The sequence below is a fragment of the Gardnerella sp. 30-4 genome (assembly GCF_001641215.1).
Lineage (GTDB): Bacteria > Actinomycetota > Actinomycetes > Actinomycetales > Bifidobacteriaceae > Bifidobacterium > Bifidobacterium leopoldii.
This window is the reverse complement of the sequence record NZ_LXJL01000167.1, coordinates 1-1,076: the sequence shown is the minus strand read 5'-3', so window position 1 is coordinate 1,076 and position 1,076 is coordinate 1. Positions and strand designations below refer to the sequence as shown.

The following is a 1,076-nucleotide window of genomic DNA, read 5'->3' as shown; positions in this document are numbered from 1 at the left end:
TAAATATATTACTTTTCCGTACTAATTTGTCTAGATTATCAACGCTAATCTCTTCATTTACTAGCAAACTATACTCTTCATAAACAGCAAGGTTCACGAAACAGAAGAACCAGAAGAATCAATATCATCATGCACGTTTAATGCTTCCAACAATATTCCCTCATAAACGAAGCAATCACCTGCAAATCTTCATCTTCATAATACTCAAAAAGCAACTTCTTAAACTCAGAAACCTTATTTTTTGGAATAACCAGCAAGCCGTTACCATGAGAAATCAAATAATGTAGGGAACTTTTTTACAATTTTTATACCATTTTGTTCCCCAAAACATAAGCAACTAAATCGCACAACTACTCGACAGCAAAATCACGCTCAAAAACCACAAGAACCCAGCTTAAAGCCGTCGCATACTAAACTTTTTAACGGTAGTCCTCGCTAAGCTTTGCTACACAAAGCCTAAAACGCAGCAACTAGACTGTACGCAAATAGGTATCATCAAAACGATATCTTGATTCAGTGCGATTTGTAAAGGAGTGCTACTGATTCTGTATGGATTGAGAGAACTCCGAGTATTGCTACACTTTTTTAAGTGCCAAGCCACTAATATAATTGTAATCTTGATAATATTCTGATACTTTTTTGATAAAAGGAGGTTGATAAAATGATTAATATTCGCCCAGTTTCCGATTTAAGAAATAAATTCCCAGAAGTAGAAGAAACAGTTATAAATTCAAACACACCAGTATTCCTTACAAAAAATGGTTATGGAACTATGGTTCTCATGAGCATCAAACAATACTCTGCCCTCACTAACGACATTGAAAGAAAACTCGATGAAGCAGATACTTTTGCCGCAAACACTTCTACGCGTCTTTCTAAAGCTGACGTCTTTGATAGCGTAAGGAGAAGAGATTAATCAACACGAGAACACCCCTACTACAGGATTAACGTACGCAACTTTTCTGTTTTTTACGTTGTCATCGACGACACTATGGAAGTGCGCAGACTTCTATATTCAAAACGAAATATTGACGCACTACTGGAATAACTATTCCTAATAACTATCATTATTATGT

Annotated in this window: 2 protein-coding genes; one reads left to right on the top strand and one right to left on the bottom strand. The window is 35.5% G+C overall.

Going from position 1 to position 1,076, the window contains the following annotated elements; translation table 11 throughout:
- Positions 1 to 137 precede the first annotated feature (137 nt).
- Positions 138 to 278, bottom strand: coding sequence for a hypothetical protein (locus A5294_RS06865; protein WP_004104915.1), 141 nt, complete (start codon positions 276 to 278; stop codon positions 138 to 140).
- 383 nt (positions 279 to 661) lie between these two features.
- Between A5294_RS06865 and A5294_RS06415 the strand changes: the two genes are divergently transcribed.
- On the top strand, positions 662 to 916 hold the full coding sequence (locus A5294_RS06415) for a type II toxin-antitoxin system Phd/YefM family antitoxin (protein ID WP_004104916.1): 255 nt from the start codon (positions 662 to 664) through the stop codon (positions 914 to 916).
- Positions 917 to 1,076 lie beyond the last annotated feature (160 nt).

What these genes read in the sequence shown, in the direction of transcription:
- A5294_RS06415 (WP_004104916.1), top strand. Translation starts at nt 662, where the DNA reads ATGATTAATATTCGCCCAGTTTCCGATTTAAGAAATAAATTCCCAGAA.